The sequence below is a fragment of the Microbacterium pasadenense genome (genome assembly GCF_047246565.1).
GTDB lineage: Bacteria > Actinomycetota > Actinomycetes > Actinomycetales > Microbacteriaceae > Microbacterium.
This window is the reverse complement of the sequence record NZ_JBFOKN010000001.1, coordinates 927,087-945,532: the sequence shown is the minus strand read 5'-3', so window position 1 is coordinate 945,532 and position 18,446 is coordinate 927,087. Positions and strand designations below refer to the sequence as shown.

At 71.6% G+C, this 18,446-nt stretch carries 18 protein-coding genes and 3 tRNA genes; 8 read left to right on the top strand and 13 right to left on the bottom strand.

The window, feature by feature from the left end; all coding sequences use genetic code 11:
• Positions 1-61 precede the first annotated feature (61 nt).
• The gene (locus tag AB3M83_RS04520; protein ID WP_412945463.1) at positions 62-613 is read left to right on the top strand and encodes a TetR/AcrR family transcriptional regulator; all 552 of its coding nucleotides are present in this window, start codon (positions 62-64) and stop codon (positions 611-613) included.
• Between the two features lie 57 nt (positions 614-670).
• Here AB3M83_RS04520 and AB3M83_RS04515 read toward each other — a convergent pair.
• From AB3M83_RS04515 to AB3M83_RS04500, 4 genes are all read right to left on the bottom strand, one after another.
• Positions 671-744 (bottom strand) — tRNA-Met (locus tag AB3M83_RS04515).
• Between the two features lie 35 nt (positions 745-779).
• Positions 780-851 (bottom strand) — tRNA-Thr (locus AB3M83_RS04510).
• Positions 852-915: 64 nt separating this feature from the next.
• Positions 916-2,169, bottom strand: a complete 1,254-nt coding sequence (locus tag AB3M83_RS04505; protein WP_412945461.1) for a M23 family metallopeptidase — start codon at positions 2,167-2,169, stop codon at positions 916-918.
• 146 nt (positions 2,170-2,315) lie between these two features.
• Complete coding sequence (locus tag AB3M83_RS04500; protein ID WP_412945459.1) at positions 2,316-3,104, bottom strand: inositol monophosphatase family protein; 789 nt, start codon at positions 3,102-3,104, stop codon at positions 2,316-2,318.
• 33 nt (positions 3,105-3,137) lie between these two features.
• On the opposite strand from AB3M83_RS04500, the gene AB3M83_RS04495 reads away from it, so the two are divergent.
• Positions 3,138-4,703, top strand: coding sequence for a phytoene desaturase family protein (locus tag AB3M83_RS04495; RefSeq protein WP_412945457.1), 1,566 nt, complete (start codon positions 3,138-3,140; stop codon positions 4,701-4,703).
• A 15-nt stretch (positions 4,704-4,718) separates the two neighbouring features.
• Here AB3M83_RS04495 and AB3M83_RS04490 read toward each other — a convergent pair whose 3' ends face one another.
• The gene (locus AB3M83_RS04490; protein WP_412945455.1) at positions 4,719-5,834 is read right to left on the bottom strand and encodes a hypothetical protein; all 1,116 of its coding nucleotides are present in this window, start codon (positions 5,832-5,834) and stop codon (positions 4,719-4,721) included.
• A gap of 101 nt (positions 5,835-5,935) precedes the next feature.
• The gene (locus AB3M83_RS04485; RefSeq protein ID WP_412945453.1) at positions 5,936-6,967 is read right to left on the bottom strand and encodes an FUSC family protein; all 1,032 of its coding nucleotides are present in this window, start codon (positions 6,965-6,967) and stop codon (positions 5,936-5,938) included.
• A gap of 100 nt (positions 6,968-7,067) precedes the next feature.
• Between AB3M83_RS04485 and AB3M83_RS04480 the strand changes: the two genes are divergently transcribed.
• From AB3M83_RS04480 to AB3M83_RS04470, 3 genes are all read left to right on the top strand, one after another.
• Positions 7,068-7,676 carry a TetR/AcrR family transcriptional regulator gene (locus AB3M83_RS04480; RefSeq protein ID WP_412945451.1) on the top strand — a complete coding sequence of 203 codons (609 nt, stop codon included), beginning with the start codon at positions 7,068-7,070 and terminating at the stop codon, positions 7,674-7,676.
• A gap of 63 nt (positions 7,677-7,739) precedes the next feature.
• Positions 7,740-8,465, top strand: a complete 726-nt coding sequence (locus AB3M83_RS04475) for an ABC transporter ATP-binding protein (RefSeq protein WP_412945449.1) — start codon at positions 7,740-7,742, stop codon at positions 8,463-8,465.
• A complete protein-coding gene (locus tag AB3M83_RS04470; RefSeq protein WP_412945446.1) occupies positions 8,462-9,196 on the top strand; it encodes an ABC transporter permease in 735 nt (244 codons plus the stop codon). Before AB3M83_RS04475 ends, AB3M83_RS04470 begins: the two co-directional genes overlap by 4 nt.
• A 47-nt stretch (positions 9,197-9,243) precedes the next feature.
• On the opposite strand, the gene AB3M83_RS04465 is transcribed toward AB3M83_RS04470, so the two are convergent.
• From AB3M83_RS04465 to AB3M83_RS04455, 3 genes are all read right to left on the bottom strand, one after another.
• Positions 9,244-9,328, bottom strand: a tRNA-Tyr gene (locus AB3M83_RS04465).
• 87 nt (positions 9,329-9,415) lie between these two features.
• Complete coding sequence (locus AB3M83_RS04460; RefSeq protein WP_412945444.1) at positions 9,416-9,904, bottom strand: FBP domain-containing protein; 489 nt, start codon at positions 9,902-9,904, stop codon at positions 9,416-9,418.
• Between the two features lie 43 nt (positions 9,905-9,947).
• Entirely contained in the window at positions 9,948-10,271 is a 324-nt protein-coding gene (locus AB3M83_RS04455) for a hypothetical protein (RefSeq protein ID WP_412945443.1), read from the bottom strand.
• Positions 10,272-10,319: 48 nt separating this feature from the next.
• Here AB3M83_RS04455 and AB3M83_RS04450 point away from each other — a divergent pair, with 48 nt between their 5' ends.
• Together AB3M83_RS04450 and AB3M83_RS04445 are read left to right on the top strand one after the other, a co-directional pair.
• Positions 10,320-10,808 (top strand): YajQ family cyclic di-GMP-binding protein, encoded by a 489-nt coding sequence (locus AB3M83_RS04450; protein ID WP_412945442.1) that lies wholly within the window; start codon positions 10,320-10,322, stop codon positions 10,806-10,808.
• A gap of 218 nt (positions 10,809-11,026) precedes the next feature.
• Positions 11,027-13,228: an FG-GAP-like repeat-containing protein gene (locus AB3M83_RS04445; RefSeq protein WP_412945441.1), complete on the top strand. Its 2,202-nt coding sequence runs from the start codon at positions 11,027-11,029 to the stop codon at positions 13,226-13,228.
• Between the two features lie 86 nt (positions 13,229-13,314).
• Here AB3M83_RS04445 and AB3M83_RS04440 read toward each other — a convergent pair whose 3' ends face one another.
• Both AB3M83_RS04440 and AB3M83_RS04435 read right to left on the bottom strand, forming a co-directional pair.
• Complete coding sequence (locus AB3M83_RS04440) at positions 13,315-14,445, bottom strand: Gfo/Idh/MocA family protein (RefSeq protein WP_412945440.1); 1,131 nt, start codon at positions 14,443-14,445, stop codon at positions 13,315-13,317.
• Positions 14,442-15,266 carry a sugar phosphate isomerase/epimerase family protein gene (locus AB3M83_RS04435; protein ID WP_412945439.1) on the bottom strand — a complete coding sequence of 275 codons (825 nt, stop codon included), beginning with the start codon at positions 15,264-15,266 and terminating at the stop codon, positions 14,442-14,444. The genes AB3M83_RS04440 and AB3M83_RS04435 overlap by 4 nt, the downstream gene beginning before the upstream one ends.
• A gap of 100 nt (positions 15,267-15,366) precedes the next feature.
• On the opposite strand from AB3M83_RS04435, the gene AB3M83_RS04430 reads away from it, so the two are divergent.
• Positions 15,367-15,966 carry a TetR/AcrR family transcriptional regulator gene (locus tag AB3M83_RS04430; protein ID WP_412945438.1) on the top strand — a complete coding sequence of 200 codons (600 nt, stop codon included), beginning with the start codon at positions 15,367-15,369 and terminating at the stop codon, positions 15,964-15,966.
• A gap of 7 nt (positions 15,967-15,973) precedes the next feature.
• On the opposite strand, the gene AB3M83_RS04425 is transcribed toward AB3M83_RS04430, so the two are convergent.
• Both AB3M83_RS04425 and AB3M83_RS04420 read right to left on the bottom strand, forming a co-directional pair.
• Positions 15,974-16,972 (bottom strand): alpha/beta hydrolase, encoded by a 999-nt coding sequence (locus AB3M83_RS04425; RefSeq protein WP_412945436.1) that lies wholly within the window; start codon positions 16,970-16,972, stop codon positions 15,974-15,976.
• A 47-nt stretch (positions 16,973-17,019) separates the two neighbouring features.
• Entirely contained in the window at positions 17,020-18,393 is a 1,374-nt protein-coding gene (locus AB3M83_RS04420; RefSeq protein WP_412945434.1) for an FAD-dependent oxidoreductase, read from the bottom strand.
• Positions 18,394-18,446: the final 53 nt, after the last annotated feature.

Here is an 18,446-nt window from a genome sequence, read left to right as displayed (position 1 = left end):
AGCTTCACCGATCGGTGAAGTAGTCTTGAAGACTACGCGACGACCGAGGAGAGGGGAACGGATGCCTCCGATCCTGACGCCTGGCGCGCGGCGAGTGCTGGACGCCGCGACCACCCTGTTCTACACGCACGGCATCGCCGCCGTCGGCGTGGAGACGATCGCGGCGACCGCCGGCGTGACGAAGCGGACCCTGTACGACCGGTTCGGCTCGAAGGAGGCGCTGGTGTGCGCCTACCTGCGGCGCCGCGACGAGGAGTGGACCGCGCGCTGGGAGGAGCGCATCGCCACCGCACCGGAGCCCCGCGCGCTGACGGTGTTCGACGCCTACGCCGAGGATGCGGAACCCTCCGGGCGAGGCTGCGCGTTCGTCAACGCGGCATCCGAGCTCGCCGACGAGCATCCGGGGAAGGCGGTCATCCGCGAGCACAAGGCCGCGGTGCGCGCGAGGATCGAGCAGCTGGTGACGATCGACGCCGCCCGCGCCGACGCGGTGGCCGTCGCCCACCACATCTTCCTGCTCGCCGAGGGCGCGATCGCCCAGCAGGGCGTGGACGGCGATGCCGGCCATCTGCGCCGGGCCCGCCGGCTGGCGGCCGAGCTGCTGCGCCGCTGAACCGTCCGGCCGGCCCGCGGAACAACGAAACCCCCGGGTGGAGCCGGGGGTTTCGAGTAGCGGGAGCGGGGCTTGAACCCGCGACCTCACGATTATGAGTCGTGCGCTCTCACCAACTGAGCTACCCCGCCGCGTAGCTTTCGGAGGCGGACCTCCGGATGCTGCGAGCCCCGAGTCAGGATTGAACTGACGACCCCTTCCTTACCATGGAAGTGCTCTGCCACTGAGCTATCGGGGCGTGCTGCCTGCGAGCAGGCAACTAGAAGAGGATACCAGAGCTGCGGCGCCTCCTCGAACGGGGATCACTCCGCCGTGTGCTCGTACATCCACGCCATCGGGTCGATCCGCTCGGTGCCGTTGAGCGCCACCTCGAAGTGCAGGTGCGGACCGGTCGCCTTGCCCGTGGAGCCCACGGCGCCCAGCACATCCCCGACCTCGACGGTCTCCCCGGGCGACACGCGCAGCGAGCCGTACTGCATGTGGCCGTAGCGCGTCGAGACCAGCTGGCCGTCCACGATGTGGTCCAGGACGACCGTCACGCCGTAGTCGCCGCCGACTTCGGTCGCGATGCGGACGGTGCCGGATGCCACCGCGTGGATCTCCGCGCCCGCTCCGGGGGTGAGGTCCACACCGCGGTGCGGCATCGCGAACTTCGACAGGTACGAGCCGGATCCGAAGGCCGCCGAGATCGGCACCCCGACCGGGAACGGCCACTGGATGTCCGCACTCGCGTCGTTGACCCAGGTTCCGGCGAAGTGCGTCACGCCCGAATCCGCGGCGACGTCCGCCATCGACTCGACGTCATACTCCTCGACGCGGACGAGGTCGCCGGACTTGGCATCGGATGCCGCGACGTACGCCTGGATCTCGGTCGACGAGCTCGCCTTCTGCGGCGCGACGAGGGAGATGTCGCCCTGAGCGCCGGCGCCGAATGCGCTCACCGCCGAAACCGGCGTGGTGGTTCCGACGGCCAGGAGTCCGACGACCCCGACGACGGTCACGGAGAAGGAGGCCGCGGCCACCCGCGTGAGCATGACCTTGCCGAACCGGGGCTTGGCAGGCAGCGCGGCCGCCGCGCGCGCACGGGTCGTCGGAGGCGCCTCCGCCTCGACGGCGGCACGGGCGACCTGGATCGGCGTCTCCCCGGTGAAGGCGAAGACCCGGGCGGCGAGCTCGAACTCGTCGGCGATGCGCGGGCCGGGCTGCTCGGCGGCCAGGTGGGTCGACGTCGCCGACGGGAGGACGACGGTCTCGTCGAGGAACTCGGGAGCATGCGAAACCGGCTCAGCCGCGGCATCCGTCGATTCCGTCCGCGCAGCGCGCGTGCGACGCCGCAGCGGGAGGGCGGCAGCCGCCGCGCCGAGGACGACCTGCTCCGTCACGGATGCAGGCGCGACCGGCTGGGCCGGTGCGGACGCCGCGGCCGCCTCCGCCGCCGCTTTCTCCGCCGCGAGCCGCCGGTACTCGGCACGGCTGAGCGGAACGCTCGCCGGCGGCGTGGCGCGCGCGGCGCCGCCGACGCGGGCGGCGTCCGTCGCAGAGGTATCGAAAGTCAAACGCGCAGGGCTCTCGGAATCGTGCGGCCGGGCGACCGCGAGGCTTCAGGCTTCACCGATCATTTCGCTTCGGGCGGCGAAAGTAACGATCGGGTAAACACGCTACACGAATGGACTGAAAAACACATGTACGAGTTGGCATGCAGTCAGGCCGAGATGGCCGCCACCAACCTCGCGTGCAGTGCGGGGCCTGCCGCGACCGTCATCTCACGCCCCGGCGCCCCGTGCGGCGACCCCGTCACGACCCCGCCGGCCTCCGTCACCAGCAGCGCTCCGGCGGCGTGATCCCACGGATGCAGCCCCCGCTCGAAGTAGCCGTCCAGGCGACCTGCGGCGACATACGCCAGGTCGAGCGACGCTGCGCCGCCCCGTCGGAGATCCCGCACCAGCGGCATCACCTTCGCGACCCGCGCCAGGTCGCCGGCGTGCGTCGCCGGGTCGTAGCCGAACCCGGTCGCGACGAGAGCTCCCGCGCCGCCGACCTCCGAGACCGCGAGCCGCTGTCCGTCCCGCCACGCGCCGCCTCCCCGCACCGCGGAGAACGTCTCCCCCGTGGCCGGGTTGTGGACGACGCCGGCCAGGGCCGTCCACAGCGGCGGCTCGGGCTCCCCCTCGATCGCGGCGATGCTGACGGCGTAGTGCGGCATCCCGTAGGCGTAGTTGACCGTGCCGTCGATCGGGTCGACCACCCAGGTGATCCCCGTGGTCCCGCGCTCGGCCCCCGACTCCTCCCCCAGGAAGCCGTCGCCGGGACGGGCGACCGCGAGCCGCTCGCGGATGAGCGCCTCCACCTCGCGGTCCGCCTCGGTCACGATGTCGGCGATCACCGACTTGGTCGCCGCGATGGCGACCCCCGCCTCGCGGCGGCGCCGGGCGAGATCACCGGCCTCACGGGCGATGTCCAAGGCGAGGTCGGCGAGCGCAGCGGCATCCATTCCTCCACGCTATCGCCCGCTATGTTGAGCGTCATGGCCGCCATCCGAGACGTCATCATCGTCGGCGGGGGGCACAACGCCCTCGTCGCCGCCGCCTACCTCGCCCGCGCCGGACGCACGGTCACGCTGCTCGAACGCCTCCCCCACGTGGGCGGCGCTGCCGTCTCGGAGCGGCCATGGGCAGGCGTCGATGCGCGACTCTCGCGGTACTCCTACCTGGTGAGCCTCCTGCCGGCGACGATCATCCGCGACCTCGGTCTCCAGGTCCAGCTGCGCCGGCGCCGCTACTCCTCCTACACGCCCCTGCCGGCCGACCCGTCCCGGGGTGTGCTCGTCGACAACGGCGATGCCGAGGCCACGGTGGCCAGCTTCGTCCGCGCGACCGGGGACGCCGCCGAGGCCGCCCGGTTCGACGCGTTCTACGAGCGGCTGCGACCGCTGGCATCGGTCCTGTTCCCGACCGTGACCGCGCCCCTGCGTCGCGAGCGGGACGTCCGCGCCGCCCTGGCCGACGACGAGCTGTGGGAAGCCGTGACCGCCCGCCCGCTCGGCGAGCTGATCCGCGGATCCTTCGCCGACGACCTCACCCGCGGGATCGCGTTCACCGACGGTCTCATCGGGACCTTCGCGACGGCAGACGACGCCTCGCTGCGGCAGAACCGGTGCTTCCTGTACCACGTCATCGGCGGCGGGACCGGGGACTGGGACGTCCCGGTCGGCGGGATGGGGAGTGTGAGCGGGGCCCTCGAGCGCGCTGCGCGCTCCGCGGGGGCGGAGATCCGCACCGATGCTCCCGTCACCGCCGTGACGCCCGACGGAGAGGTCGTGCTCGAAAGCGGCGAGACGCTCACCGCCCGCCTCGTGCTCAGCGGCGTCGGCTCGGCCGTCCTCGATGCGCTGCTGGCCGCCGGCGGGGCCGCGACGACGGATGCCGCGGCCCCCGAGGGCGCCCAGGTGAAGGTCAACATGCTGCTCCGCCGGCTTCCTCGTCTGCACGATGAGACGGTCTCGCCCGAGGCTGCGTTCTCGGGGACGTTCCACATCAATGAGACGCTCACCCAGTTGGATGCCGCCTACGCGCGCGCCGCCGGCGGCGCCGTCCCGGACCCCCTCCCCGCCGAGATCTACTGTCACTCCCTGACCGACCCGACGATCCTCGGGCCGGAGCTCCGGGCGAGCGGAGCACAGACGCTCACGCTGTTCGGCCTGCAGGTGCCGCACCGCCTCGTCGCGGACGGGGACGTCGACCGTGACGACCTGCTCGCCGCGGCCCACCGGTCGTTGGACTCCGTCCTGGCGGAGCCGATCGCCGATGTCGTCTTCGAGGCTCCGGACGGGTCGCCGTGCATCGAGGCGCGGTCGACGGCGGATCTCGAGGCGTCCCTCGGCATGGCGGGCGGCGACATCTTCCACGGCGACCTGTCGTGGCCGTGGGCACGGGACGACGCGGCGCTGCGCACACCGGCGGAGCGGTGGGGCGTGGCGACTCCCCACGAGCGCGTGCTCGTGTGCGGATCGAGCGCGCAGCGCGGCGGAGCTGTCAGCGGGATCGGCGGCCACAATGCGGCGATGGCCGCCCTGGAGCTGCTGGCCCGCTGACAGCGACGCCGCCTGCTACTGCTGCGGCGGGACCGGCGGAGCCGGCGGCATCTCGGGGTGACCCGGGAGCGGCGGGGCGGGCGGCACGTCAGGGTGGCCGGGGACCGGCGGTGCCGGCTGCTGCGGCGGCGCCGTCGGCGCGTCCGGCCGGCCAGGCGCGGGCGGTGCGGTCGGCTGCGCGGGCGGCACCGGCTGGTCGGGCGCGGGCGGCCAGATCGGCGCGTCGTGCGCTGCGGGCGACGCCGGCTGCGCGGACGCCGAGGAGGGACGCGCCGAGGGCGCGGTCTCCTCGGGCAGGGCCTCGGCCGGGGCGGCTGCGGCGTACGGCTGCTGCGGATAGGTCGGCCAGCCGGTGTAGTAGGCGTTCCAGTCGGGCGAGCCGTCAGGCAGGACCGGGAGCGGCGTGCGCCCGTCGCCGTACGTCGGCCATGCCTGCAGCTGCGGCGGAGCGGCCTGCTGCGCCCCGTAGGCGGACCGGTCGTACGCCGCGGCCGCTGTCGCGGGACGGCGCGGCTTCTTCGGCGCGAAGAGCGCGTTCACGAGCGGGACCAGCGCCGTGCCGACGGCCACCAGGATCGCCAGGGCGACGACGACGCGCCAGTAGATGTCGCGGAAGTCAAAGAACTCCTCGAGCATGAGCGGCAGCACGAGCATGACCGCGAGGATCACGACGAGGCCCATCGTGACGTAGGCGACGACGCTCGTGAAGGTCGTCTGGTGGCGCGCGTAGGCCTTCGAGAAGAGGCGGATGTGCAGCAGCGCACCCTGCAGGATCAGCAGGATCAGAAGGAACTTGAAGAACCGCTCCGCACCGACGCCGTAGTCGTCGGGAGACTCCGGCATCCAGATCAGGAAAGCGCCGACGAGGAGGGCGAGCACCCACGAGACCATGCTGGCGAGCGCGAACCAGGCCGGTCGGCGATCGGCGAGGTTCGACTCGAGGATGGCCACCCCGGCGAACGCCGCCAGCAGCAGGATGGTCAGGAACGCACGTCCGACGATGCCGTTCGAGTCGCCGATGAGCACCCAGATGACGCAGACGATGGCCGCGGCGATGAGCGCGCCGATCGCGACCCAGATCGCCGCTCGGAAGATCTTGCTGGACTCGGGCGCGCTGATCGGTTCGCTCATCGGTGTTCCCTCCGGCGGGCCGTCGCCCGCGATTCCCACCCATCCTGTCAGACGGTCCCCGCCCGCGGCAGGTCTGTCCGAGCCGTCCTCGCGACGCCTCGTCAGGCCTCCCCCATCAGCTCCGCCCGGATGCGGCGGAGGTCTTCGAGCAGCGACCCGATCAGGACCCAGTGAGCGGATGCCGGTGGCCGGACCTGCAGCGGCGAGGTGAGGGCGGGGACGGTCGCGCCGACCGGCTCGCCCCCACCGCCCGTGACCCGCGCCGCGAGCCGGACGTCGTGGGCGGCGCGGCGCAGCTGCTCCGCGATCGCGACGACCGTCGGCTCGTCCGCGAGCCCGTCGTCGTAATGGTCGGCATAGGCCCGGGTCATGCCGATGACCTGCGTGACGATGGGGCTGAGAGTCGTCATCAGCGCGCGCAGCTCGCCGAGCACGTCCCCGTGCGCGGATCTGCGGGGATTCAGTGCGAGGGATTCCTCACCCGCACTCAGGGATTCCTCGGCGACGTCCTTCATCGGCCGCAGCAGGCGCGCCTCCAGGAGCAGTCCGAGCCGCTCTGCGGAGGAGGAGGGGTCGGCGAGACTCTCGGCGAGCCGCTCCATGCTGGCGGCGAGCTCGTCGGCGAGCAGCCGGACGTCGCGCGCCGCCGGCGCCACGAGCACGGGCGGCACGATCAGGACGTTCACGATGACGCCGATGAGAGCGCCGATGAGCGTCTCGATGATCCGATCGAAGGCGTACTGCGGGTTCGAGGAGCCGAGAGCGAGGACGAGCAGCGCCGAGATCGCCACCTGGTTCCCGGTGCCGGGAGAGGCCCGCAGCGCCCAGGCGACGAGCATCGCCACGACGACGGCGAGCAGCACGACCCAGCTCTGCGGTCCGAGCAGCAGACTCAGCACGACGGCGATCACCACGCCGACGACGACGCCGACGCTGCGCTCCAGCGCCTTCGCGAGGGACTGGTTGACGCTCGGCTGCACCACCAGGAGGGCGGCGATCGCGGCGAAGACGGGGAGCGGCCCCGGGACGAGCCACCCGGCGATGAGCCACGCGCCGATCGCGGCCGCCGCGGACTTCACGACCTGCAGGAGCGACCCGCGCTTCGCGCTCCGCACTGCCGAGGTCACCCGCATGCGTCCACGCTAGTCCGCACAGCCGCCGCATCCCTTCGTCTGCCGGAAGAACCACCGCCACCGGTGTCCGCGCCGAGCGGGCGCCTCGTAGGCTGGCCCCATGGCTCACCAGGGGGGCGGTCCGTCCCGCGGACGGGGCAGGCCGCGCGGGCGTTCCGACGCGCGAGCGCGGATCCTCGCGGCGGCGGCCGAGGAGTTCGCCGAGCGCGGGTACGACGCCGCCACGATGCGGTCGATCGCCGGCCGGGCCGGCGTCGACGCAGCCCTGCTGCACCACTACTTCGGCACGAAAGCCGACCTGTTCGCCGAGACCATCGGCGCCCCGCTGCGGCCCGATCTGGAGATCCCCCGCCTGCTCGCCGGCGACCGGGGACAGCTCGGCGAGTCGATCGTCCGCTTCGTGCTGTCGCGATTCGAGGTTCCCGAGGTCCGCACGCGCGGCGTCGTGCTGCTGCGCACGGCCATCGGCAACCGCCTCGCCACGCCGCTGCTCGCCGGATTCCTGTCGCGAGAGCTCCTCGGCCGCATCGCGACGGAGATCGGCGGCGACGACGCCGAGCTGCGCGCCGCCCTCGCCGGGTCGCAGATCGCGGGCCTGCTGATCACGCGGTACGTGCTGCAGCTGCCCGGCATCGCCACCGCCCCCGCCGACGAGCTGGTCCGCCGGGTGGGGCCTGTCGTGCAGGCCTACCTCGTCGCCCCGCGCTGACGCAAGGGCGGCGCGCAGGCCGGCCCCTTGACCCGCCCTCGCTGCGGGCGCACAATTCACCGCATGATGAATAAACCGGGCGCGGTGCGCATTCGGGGACTGCAGGTCACCCGGGGCAGGACCCGGGTGTTCGACGGCCTCGACGTCGACATCGCCCGGGGAGCCGTCACAGGACTCCTGGGCCCGTCCGGGTGCGGCAAGACGACCCTCATGCGGGCGATCGTGGGCGTCCAGAAGATCACCGGCGGTGCGGTCACCGTGCTCGGCCACCCCGCCGGGAGCGCCACGCTCCGTCGTCGCGTGGCCTATGACACACAGGCCGCGTCGGTCTACCCCGACCTCACCGTCCGGCAGAACCTCCAGTACGTCACGCGGGTGCTCGGAGCTCCGGCATCCGACGCCGATCGCGTGCTGGACGCCGTCGCCCTCACGGCGCACGCCGACCAGATCGTGTCCTCGCTGAGCGGCGGGCAGAGCAACCGGGTGTCGTTGGCGGTCGCGATGCTCGGCTCACCCGAGCTGATCGTCCTCGACGAACCCACCGTCGGCCTCGACCCGCTCCTCCGAGCAGAACTGTGGCAGGTGCTCAGAGGCCTGGTCACGGCGGGATCGACCCTGCTCGTCTCGAGCCACGTGATGGACGAAGCGCTGAGGTGCGACCGGCTGCTCCTCATGCGCGACGGCCGCCTCGTCGCCGACACGACACCGGACGGGCTGCTCGCCGAGACCCGCGCATCCGATCCGGATGCCGCGTTCCTCGCCCTGATCCGACGGGAGATGGCGGCATGAACACGCGACGCCTGTGGGCGACCGCGACGCGGGTGCTGCGGCAGCTGAGTCACGATCCTCGGTCGATCGCATTGATGCTCGTCGCCCCGGCGACCCTCGTCGGCCTGTTCGCCTGGCTGTTCAGCGACCGCGAGGGGGTCTTCGATCGGTTCGGTGCACCGATCCTCGCCCTGTTCCCGTTCGTGGTCATGTTCCTGGTGACGTCGATCACGACGCTGCGGGAGCGCCGCAGCGGCACGCTCGAGCGCCTGATGACGACGCCGCTCGGCAAGGCGGACTTCGTCGTCGGGTACGCGCTGGCGTTCGGGCTCATCGCCACCCTCCAGGCGATCATCACGGTGACGTTCGCCGTCGTGGTCTGCGGGCTGACGGTCGACGGCCCGATCTGGCAGCTCGGACTGGTCGCGGTCGTCGACGCGGTCCTCGGGACCGCGCTGGGCCTGCTCGCGAGCGCCTTCGCGCGGACCGAGTTCCAGGCGGTGCAGTTCATGCCGGTGCTCGTCTTCCCCCAGATCATCCTGGGCGGCCTGTTCATGCCGCGGGATGAGATGCCCGACGTGCTCCACGCGATCAGCGACTGGCTGCCGCTCAGCCATGCCGTCGACGGGTCCGCCGCGGTGGCATCGGGCGAGGAGGGATGGGACCTCTACCAGCCCGTCCTCATCGTGGCGGCGTTCGCCGTGGGCGCGCTCGTGCTCGCCTCCCTCACCCTGCGTCGTCGCACTCCCTGACGAACGCCGAAGGGCCCCCGGCTGAGCGGGGGCCCTTCGTGGTGCGATGGTGGCGAGTGAGGGATTCGAACCCCCGAATGCAATGCAGTCTGATTTACAGTCAGATCCCTTTGGCCGCTTGGGTAACTCGCCAGGTGCGCATCCGCCCGGCTTTCTCAGTCGACCGGAGGCGCGAGCAACCATATTACCCTCCCGCGCGGCGCGCGACGAACCATCCCCTCAGGCGGCCGTCGCGACCCGCCCGACGAACGATTCGAGCCGGTGCCGCGTCCCGTCGATCCGCCGATCCACGCTGGCCCGGATCTCGCTCGGCGCGAGCGGTGCGGCGATCCTGACGTTCTCGTGGCAGGTCAGATCGGCGCAGAAATAGGTGCCGACGCTGTCACCGCGGTCGCCGGCATCCCCCGACTTGCGGGCGGTGAACAGCGTCACCTGATTGCCGGGCTGCATCGTGTGGCAGATGTTGCACATCGCCGATCGGCCGCCACCCGACCCGCTCGCCGCACGAAGGACGATGCCGGTCGGCTCGCCGCCGATCTCGGCGACGACGTACCCACGGCTCCGGGTGGTGGGATCACGCCACGCGAGGAAGTCGAGGTGATCCCACTCGAGGATCGGGAAGTCGTGGGGCAGTTCGAGGCGCTCGCGCTCGTCGCGGGTGGCATTCACGAGGACGTCGCGCAGCTGGTTCTCCGTCAGCGGCCGCATCGCTCCATTCTACGAACCGCCGTGGCAGCGGGCGCGACGAGAGTCAGAGGAAGGCGAGGGGCGTGAAGATGAGCGCCGTGGCCACCGCGAGCAGCCCGCCCAGCACGATGCCCGCCACCGGCCATGCGTAGGCGCGGCGCCGCAGTCGGGCGTAGACGATGCCGACGACGCCCGCCAGCGCGGCCAGCACGCCTCCGACGGCGGTCGCCGGAATCGTGATCAGGCTGAACCACCCGAAATCGGGGCTCACCGTCGCCGCCAGGATCAGGACGAGCACGGTGGGGATGAGGGCGAGCGCACCGATCACGACGGCGGCGATCCCCCACGCTCGCTGGGCGGTCACGGGAACGGGCGCGGAGATCGTCACGGCGCCAGCCTAGGGCGCGGACGGATGCCGGCTCGATAGACTCTCGGCATGGCCGACAGCTCATTCGACATCGTTTCCAAGATCGATCGCCAGGAGGCTGACAACGCTCTCAACCAGGCGCGCAAAGAGGTCGAGCAGCGCTACGACTTCAAGGGCACCGGCGCCTCGGTCGAGTGGAGCGGCGAGTCGATCCTCATCAAGGCGAACAGCGAGGAGCGCGCGAAGGCGGTGCTCGACGTGCTGCAGTCCAAGCTGATCAAGCGCGGCATCTCGCTGAAGAGCCTCGACTCGGGCGATCCCGTGGCCTCCGGCAAGGAGTACCGCCTCGTGTCCACCCTCAAGGAGGGCATCTCGTCCGAGGACGCGAAGAAGATCAGCAAGATGATCCGTGACGAGGGTCCCAAGTCCGTCAAGGCGCAGATCCAGGGCGACGAGCTGCGTGTGCAGTCGAAGTCCCGCGACGACCTGCAGGAGGTCCAGCGCCTCCTCAAGGCGGCCGACCTGGACGTCGACCTGCAGTTCATCAACTACCGCTGACCCACCCGGGGCACCTGCGCCGTCCGATCGTTCGCGCCGGCCGCCCTCACGGCCTCGTCGGAAGCCGACGCCCCGCTCTCGTCGGGGATGGCTCGATAACCCACGCCTCGCTGCGGAGCAACCCCCGCCGCGTCGCCCACCCCGTCTGATACTCGTGGGAAAATCGCGTGGAGGTCATCGCGAGAGATTCCGAGCAGCCAGACGAGGGAGGGCGTCACGTGCCCAGAACAGGACTGCGAACGGCGGGATGGGCGGTGGTCGCCGCGCTGATCCTGGCGGTGATCCCGGCCACGGGGGCTGCCGGCACCACGCCGACACCGGCGGCCACCAGCGAGACGATGACCCCGGCGCCCGGCCCGCGACCGACGGACGGCGCCGACCCGCAGCCGGAGCCGACGGACCCGGTCGCGGAGCCCGAGCCGACCGAGCCCGCACCGACCGAGCCCGAGCCAACACCGGCCGAGCCCGAGCCGACCGAGCCCGCACCGGAGCCGGAGCCGGAGCCGACCGAACCGCATGACCACGCGACCGATGAGGAGCCGCACACCGACGGCCCCACCATGCCGCTGACCCGGGAGATCCCCCGCGCGACGACGGAGACCCGCGCGCTGCGACTCGTGGCGAGCACCGGCCCGCAGCCGGTCTTCCACTTCCCCTGGCTGCCCGGCGAGCGCTGGGGCGCCAGCGGATCTCACGCCGACAGCGACGGGATCAACCGCGGCGCCATCGACTTCGCCCCGCTCAACTCCCGCGTCACCGCTGTCCGCGCCGTCGCGGCCGGCCGCGTGTACCGCGTCTCCTGCGCGGGCGGCTGGTTCCTCGGCATCGATCACGGTGGCGGATGGATGTCGGAGTACTACCACCTGAGGAAGGCCAAGTCCTCGCTGGTCGGCACGTGGGTCGAGGCGGGGACGATGCTCGGCTACGCCGGACAGACTCTCCCGTGCGGCGGAACACCGGGAACCAGCGCCCACGTCCACCTGTCGATCCTCAACGAATCCATCGACGTGCCGAGCGGCAAACGGAAGTACGTCAAGGTCAGCGGCATCCAATTCGACCGCTTCGTGCTGCGCGACAGCAGCGGCGCCTACAACGGCGTGTGGCGCGACATGTCGGGTAAGACGGTGCTGAACTCCCGGAGAGTGACGTGCTGCCTCACCGCATCGTCCCGCGTCGGACCGTCCTCGCCGAAAGCGGTGCTGCCCGATGCCGACGGGAACGGGATCGACGACCGATCGGAGGCGGCGGCGTGGGACACCGACCTCAACTCCGACGGACGGGCAGACGTCGTCGGGTTCGGCATCGACGGCGTCAAGACCGCCCTGGGCCGGAGCGCCTCGTTCGCCTCCCTGCGCGTCGCCACCCCCGGATTCGGGACGGGCACGGGATGGTCGCCCTCCAAGCGCCTCCGCATGGTGCAGGACGTCACGGGCGACGGCAGGCCGGACATCGTCGGCTTCGGGGACTCCGGGGTGACGGTCGCGCGCGGCAAGGGGGACGGCGCCTTCAGCAGGGCGACCAGGTGGTCGAGCGCGTTCGGCCGCAACGCGAGCTGGTCCGTCAGCAAGCACGTCCGCACCCTCGCGGACGTGAACGGCGACGGACTGCCCGACGTGGTCGGGTTCGGCGGCTCCGGGGTGAGCCTCGCGCTGAACACGGGCTCGTCGTTCCGTCCCTCTCAGCGGGTGCTCTTCGCCCTCGGCGCGGACCAGGGCTGGAATACGACCCGCAAGCTGCGGCTGGCCGCAGACGTCACCGGTGATGGGCGCGCCGACCTCGTCGGGTTCGCGAACTCCGCCGTGTACGTGGCGGAGAGCACCGGCACGGGCTTCCGCAAACCCGAGGCCTGGAGCCGCAGCTTCACCGGCGACAACGGCTGGCGAGCCGACGTCACACCCCGTCGCCTCGCCGACATGGACGGTGACGGCCTGCTCGACATCGTCGGCTTCGCGCGGTCCGGCGTGTACGTGGCACTCAACATCGGATCTTCCTTCGCCTCTCCCAAGAGGTGGGCGAAGAGCTTCGGCCTGAACTCCTCCTCGAGGGGCTGGAAGGTCGATCGCGACCCGCGCACCCTCGGCGACGTGGATGGCGATGGACTCCTCGACATCGTCGGCTTCCGGCGCGACGGGACGTACGTCGCTCTCAACACGGGGTCGACGCTGGGCGCCGCGAAACGATGGACGACCGACTACGGCTCCCGCGAATGGACGCTGGGACTGATGCCCCGCGCGGTGGCGGACGTGAACGGAGATGGGCGCGCCGACATCGTCGGCTTCGCCCGCCATGGGGTGCACGTGGCACTCAGCAGCGGCTCGCGGTTCGGCGCCGCAGCGCACTGGAGCGAGGACTACGGCTGGGGCACCTCGACCGGCAACTGGCGGGTCACCACCAAGCCTCGCGGCGTCAGCGGCGGCTGAGTCCGAGCGAGCGCTGACGCGCGCCCGGCGGCACGACGACGGCCCGGGTCCTCCGCGGAGGAACCCGGGCCGTCGTGCCGTGCGGGTCAGACCAGGGTCTGGGCGAACGGGTCGAAGTCCGCGGGCACGGCCGGGACCGATGCCACGGTGCTCGCGATCTCGAGGTAGGCGCCCGTCTCTGCGGACTCCTCCGCCGAGAGCAGCACGTCGAGCACGTGGAAGCCGAGCTCCCCCGTCGCCACGTGCGGGCGACCCTCCGCGATCGCGCGAACCATGTCCAGCACGCCGAGGCCGCGGCCGACGACGGTGCCCTGCTGCTCGACCTCGATCCACTCCTGCTCGTGCGACATCCCGTCGCGCAGCACGCCGAGCGGCTTCACGTACGCCGTGCGCCCCTCGAACTGGTTCGGGTCGGGCAGGACGATCGATCCGTCGGTGCCGTGGATCTCGACGACGCCGTGACGTTCGAGCGCGGAGTCGAAGCTCAACAGGTGCGTGCCGTGCTGGCCGCCCTCGAAGGTGGACAGCACCTGCACCGACGACGGCACCTCGACGGGGAACGTCTCGCCAGCCCGGGGGCCCGTGGCGATGCGGCGCTCGGTCCGGAAGCGGGACCCGCGCGCGGCGACCCCGGCGACGGGACCCAAGAGGCTCACGAGCGCCGAGAAGTAGTACGGCCCCATATCCAGCAGCGGGCCCGCGCCCGTTGCGAACAGGAACCCGGGCTCGGGATGCCAGAGGTCGGGCCCCTGCGTCTGGAACGCGGTCTGCACGAACAGCGGTGTGCCGATGACCCCCTCGGAGATCGCGCGCTTCGCGGTCTGGAAGCCGGGTCCGAGGATCGTGTCGGGAGCGGACCCGATCCGGACCCCCGCCGCCTCCGCATCCCGCAGCAGCGCACTCGTGCTCTCACGGTCGAGCCCCAGCGGCTTCTCGGTCCAGACGTGCTTGCCGGCCGCGACGGCGCGCGCCGAGACCTCCACGTGGACCGCGGGCACCGTGAGGTTGACGACGAGCTCCACCTCGGGGTGCGCGAGCACGTCCTCGGGCGAACCCCACACGGGGACGCCGTGCTCCTCGGCCTTCGCGCGGGCGCGCTCGGGCAGCAGATCCCCGACCGCGACCACCCTCACGTCGGGGAAGGAGGTGAGGTTCTCGAGGTACGTCTGACTGATGACACCTGCGCCGATGACGCCGACGCCGACCGGGCCGGTCATGCGACGAACCCGCCGTCGCGCAGGAACGCGTAGCCCGCGGCGATGTCGGCGAACACGTCGCCGGGTGCGTTGTCGTACTCCAGGACGGCATGACGGATGCCGCTTCCCGCGCGCAGCGCCTCGGCGAGCGGAACCTCCCCCGTGCCGGGGTGACGCTGATCGAGCGTGTCGGAGCCGAAGCTCTCGGCGCCCGGCGCCCACGGGTTCGCGGCCGGCACGATGCCGTCCTTCACGTGCACGGCCACCAGGCGGTCGCCCAGCGCGCGGACGAGCGCGGGCACGTCCTGCCCGCCGGTCATCGCCCAGAACAGGTCGAGCTCGAGCGCGACGCGCTCGTCCGTCAGGGCGACGAAACGCTCGTAGGCGCTCTGGCCGTCGAAGTCCGCGACGAACTCCTGGGCGTGGTTGTGGTAGCCGACGGTCAGTCCGAACGTGGCCGCCGTGTCGGCTGCGCGGTTGAGTCGCTCGGCGATGTCGGCGACGCCGTCGGCGGTGAGCCAGCGCTCGGGTGCGACGAACGGGTCGATGACGGTCGTCATGCCGACGGTCGCGGCGGCCTCGAAGACGACCTCGGGCGCGGGTGTCGGGATCGCACCGTCCGGCGTCCACAGCTCATCGGACAGGAGCGGCGCGTGGCCGGTCGGCGACGCGAGACCGCTGGCGTCGAGCGCCGCGCGGATCTCGACCGGACGCCCGACGAAGTTGAACGCCTCGACGTTGCGCAGCCCGATCGCGGCGAGCTTGTCGAGGGAGCCAGGCATGTCGGCGCTGAACTCCTTCGCGAGGGAATAGAGCTGGACTGAAGCGGCGGGCAGTGCCATGGGCTTCCTTTCGTTCGTCGTCGGACGCGGTGAGTCCTCCCGACGATATCAGTAAACCTCCACGTGGAGGTTTAGGGATTCTGCGCGGTACGCTGGCGGCATGGAGCCCCAGCCGCACCCGGTGATCGGGCGCCGCGGATCCCAGCCCAAGGGGGTCGCCCGGCGCCAGGAGATCCTGGACCGCGCGATCGACGTCTTCCGCGAACGCGGCGCCGACGGCACCTCGCTGCGCCGGATCGCCGAGGCCATCGGCGTCTCGCATGCGGCGCTCCTGCACTACTTCGACTCGCGGGAGCAGCTCCTCGTCGCGGTGTACGCACACGCCGAAGCGCGCAACGCGGCTCAGGGCGAACGCGTGCCGGGGATCGAGACCATGGTGCATGCGGCCATCCGCAACGTCGAGATCCCGGGCCTCGTGAAGCTCTACTCGACCCTCGTCGCGGCGTCGCTGGAGAGTGCGAGCGAGGTGGGCCACGCGTTCTTCTCCGCCCGGTTCGAGCGGCTTCGGTCGACGCTCACGGCAAGCCTGCAACGGCAGCAGGACGCCGGCGAAGTCCGGGCGGACGTTCCGGCCGACCATCTCGCGGCACTGATCATCGCGGCATCCGACGGCCTGCAGATCCAGTGGCTGCTCGAGCCGTCGGTGGAGCTGGAAGCCACCCTCCGGACGCTCGGCGACCTGCTGCAGCCGCCGCGCTGAGCGCGTCTCAGCGGCCGAGGACTCCCCCGACGAGCCAGCGCTGCAGGGCCGAGTACGCCTCCGTGCGCGCGCTCGGTCGCGAGAGGAAGAGGTCGTGGATGCCTCCCTCGATGCGCGAGATGGTGACGTCGCGTCCGATGCGCGGTGCGGCGCGGGCGATGTCGTCGACGACCAGGACCGAGTCGCTCGCGGTCATGTCGACGTTCCAGACGAGCGGGTTCGTGGATCTCGTCGACAGCAGCACGAGCGCGGGGCAGCCGACGTCGATGCCGGCGGCGACACGGCGATGGCCCTCGACGATCGCCGCGAGCCAGCCCGGGTGGGTGGGGAAGCCGCGCTCCGGACGCCACTCCCGTCGGTACCCGGCGATGGGGAGCGCCCCCACGTCGGCCTGCGCGCGCGTGTAGTAGCCCAGATCGACCACGGGATGCGTGCCGAGCGGGTCGAGCCGCGCCCGCACCTGCACGAACGGGGCGAGCACCTGGCGCCCCAGCGTCCCGATCTGCAGCTCCAGCCAGGGACTGTTGAGCACCAGAGCATCGGCGACGCCCGGATGCCGTGACGCCCAGAGTGTGGCGATGAGGCCCCCGGTGGAGTGGCCCATGACGACGAGCCGGCGGCCGGCGCCGGGATCCGTCGCGTCGGTCCCGCGCCCCATGGCCTCGAGCGCCGCGGCGATGTCGTCATCGTAGGTCTGGAGGTCCGTCACGAAGCCGGGCGTCTGTCCCTCGCGGAGGCTGCGTCCGTACTTGCGCAGGTCGAGAGCGTGGAAGCGGGCGCCGTGGTGCGTCCAGAACCGCGCCAACTCGACCTGGAAGAAGTAGTCCGACCAGCCGTGCAGGTAGAGGACGTCGACGTCGCGGAGCGATCCGAGCACCGATGAGGCGAACGGCGGGTGGAGCCGGACGAGCGTCGCGACGACCTCGCCCTCCTCGTCCTCGCCGAGCGGCAGGGTGAACTGCTCGAACGGCTTGCCGAGCACGTCCTGCACCCATTCACCGCTCATGGCCCCACACTACCCAGCGGCGCGCCGGGGGCCCGGTGGTCGCGCGGTCACTCGCCGCGGGAGACCTGCACCATCTGATCGCGATCGACGACCTTGATGCGCGCGCGCTCGTGCGGGGCGCCGAGGGCGACCTCGTGCTCGTCGAGACGGTGCCATCCGGCCAGGTCGGTCCAGGCGACCTGGCGCTCGGCGAGCAGCGCGGGGACCGCCTCCTCCGAGGCATCCTCGGGTGTCCACCACGAGCCCTGGTCGTTGATGAGGTGACGGACGGTCTCCATCGCGTCGGACTTGGTGTGACCGATGAGGCCGACCGGCCCGCGCTTGATCCATCCGGTCGCGTAGACGCCGGGGACCCGCTCGTTCGAGCCCTTCTGGAGGACCTGGCCCTCGTGGTTCGGGATGACGCCGTGGCGCTTGTCGAAGGGGACGTCCTTGAGCGGCGACCCGAAGTAGCCGACGGCGCGGTAGACCTGGCCGACAGCGACCTCGCGGAACTCGCCGGTGCCCTCGACACCGCCCGAGCTGTCGGGACGCGTCCGCTCGTACACGAGCGCTGCGGCGCGGCCGTCGGCATCCGTCTTGATCTCGACCGGACGCGCGTAGAAGTGCAGGTGCAGCCGGCGGCTGGCCTCGCCGCCGGCGTTGTTGACGCTCGGCCGCTGGCGCCACGCCTGCAGGACGCGGTCGATGACCATGACCTGCTTGTTCGACGCGATCGCCGCCTTGGATGCCTCGTCGTAGTCGAAGTCCTCGTCGTAGACGACCATGTCGACGTCGCGCAGCTCGCCGAGCTCGCGCAGCTCGAGCGGCGTGAACTTCACCTGTGCGGGGCCGCGGCGGCCGAACACGTGCACGTCGGTGACCGGCGACCTCTTGAGGCCGTCGTAGACGTTCGCGGGGATCTCGGTCGGGAGGAGGTCATCGGCGTGCTTGGCGAGGATGCGCGCGACGTCGAGGGCGACGTTGCCGTTGCCGAGCACGGCGACGGATGCCGCGTCGAGCGGCCACTCGCGCGGGAAATCGGGGTGCCCGTCGTACCAGCTGACGAAGTCCGCCGCACCGAAGGAGCCCTCGGCGTCGATGCCGGGGATGTCGAGATCGGCATCCCGGATCGCGCCCGTCGCGAAGATGACGGCGTTGTAGTGCTTCTTCAGATCGGCGAGGGTGATGTCCTCACCGAAGCGCACGTTGCCGAAGATGCGGATGTCGCCGCGGTCGAGCACGTCGCGCAGGGCGTTGATGATGCCCTTGATGCGCGGGTGGTCGGGCGCGACGCCGTATCGGACGAGACCGTAGGGCGCCGGCAGCTGGTCGAAGAGGTCGATCGAGACGTCGAACTTGCGCTCGGCCTTGAGGAGGATGTCCGCCGCATAGATGCCGGCGGGTCCTGCGCCGACGATGGCCAGCCGGAGCTTGGTCATGGGTGTCCTTTCCGAGTGCCCGGTGCGGGCGGAGCGAAGGGGCGGCGGGAGCG